Here is a 5274-nt window from a genome sequence, read left to right as displayed (position 1 = left end):
TGGGCGGGGTCAAACGGTCGTAGCGACGCTCCGATAGGATGATCGTGTTGGGGCGGGGTCAAACGGTCGTAGCGACGCTCCTCGGCTTCAATAGTATGAGTCGACAAAAGGTCACAGTTCAAGAATTCGCGACAAATTCAGACCGGATTACCAGCCATCGACTGGGCCACGTTCTCACTTCATCCTACGCTTCGCGAATTTCAGTATCGAACGTGCAACGTTCGCGAGCACCTGCTCGGCTTCCTCCGTGGACAGCGAGGCCAGCGTCTTTCCGCCTGGGTTCACATGCTGGAAGCGCTCCAACTCCGGCATTTCTTTGTAGGTACTGGCCCGAACCAGGATCGGTATAATACGACAGCCGTCACTTTTCGCAGCAGCCAGGAGAGCGGGAAGCTCTACTTTTCGAATAAATTCGGAGGCAATAAAGTCCCCGCTGACGAGTAGTACCGCGAAACGTGCCCGGCTGAGCGCGGCGTTGATTTCTTCCCGCCAGTCGTCACCAATCTCGATCCGCTTGTCCGACCAAATGTCAAGAATGCCGTCACGTTTCAGTGAAGTCAACTGGACAAGGAGACGATCGTGCCAGTCCGTATCGACATGACTGTAGCAGATGAACACGTGTTCACGGGGAACCGGCAGTCGCTTGCCCGCCATGGACAACAGCTCGTCCCTCCGCAGTTGACGTAGGAAAAATATCAACTGGGGATCGTCCGCGATTATTCGCCTGCCACGGGAGTCATAGAAGAAGTGACGTGCGATCGAGCCGTCTGGATCGAGGCCCGGCGAGCTGGAAGTCACGAAGATTTTTTCTATCGTAGGCATGAGATCCGACGATCGGTTCTGGACGTCGTCCAGCGCCAGGATTCCGTCCTCCGTCTGGCCGAGAGCCAACAGCAGATCGATGCAGGTCGCTTTATCGAGATCATCCATGGCGGCAAACGTGTTGACCGCGGATCCATACTTGTCTCTCAGTTCCTTAGTCACGTTCGCGCGGGCCGTGGGTATTTCCGCCTGCACTACCGTTGGCGTCAGCCTAGACTCCTCAACACCAGCGATCATCACTAGATGAGAACACAGGGACTGAGCGGTTATCAGGCTTCCGGCCGCGGCCTGGACGATCTCCTGCCTTCGGTCGAACGATATGTTGAGCGCGGCTTCACCTTTTTCCACAAGTTCCAGCACCTGCTTCTCACCGGCTCGGCCAAGACGGAAGACACGAATCCGGTTCGCAATGTCGAAACTTATACTGACAAGCGTGGCGGCGGTGTCCGGGATTCCGACTATCACGAGCTTTCCCGGAGATCCGGCATCGTCGGCCAAACGTTTCAGGTAGTCAACTATACGACCTTGAAGGTCTTCGGGGAGGCGGTGAAAATCGTCTATCACGAGCAGGCCGACATGACCTTCAGCGGGCAGCCTTCTGATCCGTTCAACATCTCCCGGTATACGAGCGCTGTACGTCTCGACTTTTTCGAGCCGCTGCGAGTCCTGATCGATGGCACATTTCAGGAGAGTCGTCTTACCGATCCCGGAAGGTCCTTCCAGAACTATGCAGAGGCCATGCTGGCGTAACGCCAGACGAAAAGGTATGTATTCTTCCGGTGCCACGAAGGTGACAGTCGGGACACCCACCGGCCGGAAGACGTCCTCCAGTCGGTTAGCCGCATCCCTGACGAGGTCGACACCTGGGAAGCTCGGCTCCACATCAGGCTTCGCCCGCTCACTCAATACCGGCCTCACAGAAATTGATGCTGGAAACTGTGGTGCCGTAGGCGGTTCCGCTCCTCCGCGCAGTACCGCTGACACCCCGGACAACAATTTCTCCCGAGCGGCGACCTCGTCCAGACCGAAAATACCAAGAGAGAAAATTGGCATGAACCGGTCAGGTGGAGGAGAATCGTCAACCCTGATCGGAAGCACACGCCTGGCAAAGCCACGTGGATCAGCGCTCCAGGCAGCCATCCATTCTGCCTGTCCGAATACTGAAGCAGCGTAGGAGCTCGACAGGATTACAAGCATCCGATCGGCTCGCGTGATACCTTCCTGTATGCTGTGGAGCCAATTCGTCCCGGGTGCGAAATCCCATGTCTGTAGCAGCACCTGATAGCCGGCTTCCTCCAGCGTCCAGGCGATCCATTCGGCCCAGGATGTGTCCGCGTGTGCGTAGGACACGAAGAAATCCCAGCGGTGCTCACTTGAGTCCTGCCCCACGGGCCTCACTGTACTCCTGTCGCGACCAACTAGGTTGCCGCCCGTAACCCGGGCGCTTCAGGCCGGTGCCAAGGAAGCGGACCGGCGATGACGGAAGACAGAGAGAGCGGAGTCGCGGATCACTGCCTCGACGGGTGCGGCCGCTCTGATACGGACGGGGTGGACGAGTTCACCTGCGACCATTCACGGTCGACATCGTTGGCCCATTGCCGGATGGGGTGGACACAGCTCTGGTCATGCCCGGACGCGCAACGCGAGCCGTTCCATGACAGCAGCGTCGCGCAGACCACCAGTACAGCGAGTCCCCTGGAAAACCGCCGCGGCGCCGCCGCATACCTCGGCAGCCGCCGAACGAACCGGTCGGCGACGCGGGCGAGATCGTCGATCAGCATGCCGAACCAGTAGACAGGCCGGAGCCCGAGCTTGCAGCAAGCCGTAGCCTGGCCGTAATCGATCAAAAGGCCCAGATAGCGGAGGCCGGAGACTGCCGTGCGGCCGGGGCCGACCGACTCGCGCAACAGCCATGGCACCGTTTTCCGGCAAACGACAACCGCCAGCCAATAACCCACCCAGAGCAGCAGCAGTGCCCATACCGCCTGCGCGGCAAGCGTCCACGGCCCGGCCGGGAACTTGCCGAACAGATACTTCGCGATCTGCCCGACCACCGACTGTCCTGGTAGGTCGGGCAGCGCGCTGGTCGCAGCCAGGGGGACAGTCACCTGGGCTCGTCCGGCTCATCGGAAGACGAGCCCTTGGACGGGGAGTCGATAGACCGCGTCTCGTCACGACGCAGCCCCCCGCCCCGATAGCCCAGCCGTGGACGTTGCTCCGCATCATCACCCGTGCCAAGCAGCACGCCGGCCGCCGCGAAGATCCGCTGAGCCAGGTCGTGTTCCAGCCACCCCTTCTCCGCCGCGATGACGAGCAGCTCGAACTTGCGCTGGTCGTCAGCGTGGCGGCGGGCGCTCAGGTTGCTCAGTGGCACGGCCGGGCCCGCCGGATCGAACTCAACTCGCAGCACGTCGGGGTCGAGGCCCTTGTCGAGCGCCTCCCGAATGAGCTGCGCTCTGGCCAGAGACGCGACTGTCCTGGCCTTGGTGATATCATTCTCGATCCCCTCGGTGACAATCCTCTTGGCGGGCTGCTCCAACTCGGACGGCGGTCGCAGTTGCACACCGGCGACTGTCAGCTCGATGCACTCCCCGACAGCGAAAGTACGTCGACAGATCCGTTCGTCGATCGCCTGCTCAGCAGCTCGCAGATTATTCCAACTGTAACTTCTGGTAATTTCACGCAACCACTGTGCAACCTCCCGCTGGCACCAGCCAGATGGATCATCGATAGGATTACGCATCCACAGAGCCGGGTCACGGATCCGCCAGCTAATGTCGATCTCGGCATCCACCAGGATCGATGAATCGCTGGTCGAGAGCTTCGTCACGAAGGGCTCGGTTCGGGTCGAGGTGTCCACCGGCTGTCTCGGTCCACCGAACTCGACCCGGACGCTTTTGAGACTGACCACCAAGCCATGCCCGGGATCTATCGGCTTGTCGGCCAACCGCGAAAGCACCGCGACCTGGGCCTCGGCCACGCGGTCGTACTCGAAAGCCGCGATCACCCCGCCCACCTCGCGGACGAGGATCTCCTCGCACAGCTTCCCGGGCTCGTTGACCTGGTCCAGGTACCAGCGCACCCGGTCTTCCACCTGCCAGGAGAGGCCGAGCGCGACGGTGAGCAGCACTCCGTCCGCTGCGGGCAGGCGACAGGTCACCTGACCGAAGGTGGCCGACCGCGCTGTCGGATCCTCGGGAATGTCCGGCCACAGGGTGAAACTCGTCAGGGACGCGTAAGCGCCGTGGCCGGACAGCTCGAGACGGCCGGCCAGTGTCTTCTCGACTTTCTGCCGCCCTCCATCCGTCTCGGTCGGATCGATCGCGACGGTCATCCCTGTGATGTGCGCAAGCAACAGCTCCTGGGTCGCCGCAGTGAGATCGGGCGAGCCGGCGCGCAACCAGATCCCGGCGTCCACCAGCTCCCAGCGATAGCCGGCCCGGAAGCGGAAGTTCACGCTGGAACGGTGGCTGGGCGCATGCCCCTCGAAGCTGCCGAACGCCGATCCCGTCACGTCATGACGGTTGGTGTATCTACCCCATTTCCGCTGCCCCAGTGTCGGCTCCTGGTTGAGCGGCAGGTAATCTCCTCGCCCGTTTCCGTACACGAACATGACAGTTCGGCTGCTGCCGTTACCGGTTGTCATCGCTGTCGTCGTCCGATCTTTCTTCCGATCGCTGATAGGTAAGTTCCACGGCTTGGGGGAAGTCCTCCTGCCAGCGGTCGAGGTAGTAGCTCAACCGTTCGGAGTCACGTCCGCTACGCAGCGAGCCGAGGACGATGTCGACAAGTACTCTGGTGGGCTCGCTGTCCCCTTCCGCTCTGAAATACCAGCCACGCAGCACCTCCATCGTCCGGTCCTGCGCATGCCGGCTGTTCTGGGTCTGGTGGAGGAGCGTGGCGACCGGCTCCACCAGGTTCGTGTCACGTAGCGCCAGGCTCAGCAGGGCTGGCCTGGTCGAACCGGTCGCGGTGTCGGTCGCGACCGCCATGGCCGCGATCCGCAGGAAGCCCTCGGCCGCGACAGCCTGCCGCCGCCTGTCGGTTCCGCTCCACTCGACCAGGCGGTCCAGCACGAGCCGCGCGTTCGCCTCGCCGGTGATGAACAGGTTGAGCAGGCTGAGGCCCACGGCGTGACGCAACGGGCTCGCGGCCTGATGGTCACCCGGCATCGAGTCGGCGAAGGTCCCCAGCGCGTCGAGGGCGAGCTCCGGCATCCGGGCGCCGATGCCCGCGCCCCAGACACGCACGGCGGTCAGCCTGCGGAACGGATGCTGGCTGTGGGTGCCCCAGTCGAACACCATCCGGTGCACGTGCGGAGCCAGCTCCGGCTCGCCGTCAAGCACCTTCAACGCACTGACCGCCACCTCCCGGTGCCGGGGCGCGGTGCTGTCCGCCCAGGGCAGCAGAAACGTCCGGCGTGCTTCGTCGAAGCCGTGCGCCGCGATGACG

4 protein-coding genes are annotated in these 5274 nt (G+C 62.4%); all 4 read right to left on the bottom strand.

Translation table 11 applies throughout. The annotated features are described in order from the left end of the window. Positions 1-174 precede the first annotated feature (174 nt). Complete coding sequence (locus tag NBW84_RS10795) at positions 175-2211, bottom strand: TIR domain-containing protein (RefSeq protein ID WP_250284142.1); 2037 nt, start codon at positions 2209-2211, stop codon at positions 175-177. 119 nt (positions 2212-2330) lie between these two features. Further along, on the bottom strand, positions 2331-2876 hold the full coding sequence (locus tag NBW84_RS10790; RefSeq protein ID WP_250284141.1) for a hypothetical protein: 546 nt from the start codon (positions 2874-2876) through the stop codon (positions 2331-2333). A 50-nt stretch (positions 2877-2926) separates the two neighbouring features. Further along, positions 2927-4468 (bottom strand): hypothetical protein, encoded by a 1542-nt coding sequence (locus tag NBW84_RS10785; RefSeq protein ID WP_250284139.1) that lies wholly within the window; start codon positions 4466-4468, stop codon positions 2927-2929. Beyond that, the coding region (locus NBW84_RS10780) for a hypothetical protein (protein WP_250284137.1) at positions 4455-5274 on the bottom strand (820 nt) is incomplete at its 5' end. The genes NBW84_RS10780 and NBW84_RS10785, both read right to left, overlap by 14 nt.

It is taken from the genome of Protofrankia sp. CiP1_Cm_nod2, assembly GCF_920664355.1.
Lineage (GTDB): Bacteria > Actinomycetota > Actinomycetes > Frankiales > Frankiaceae > Protofrankia.
The sequence above is the reverse complement of the archived record's forward strand: the minus strand, read 5'-3'. Positions and strand labels throughout refer to the sequence as shown.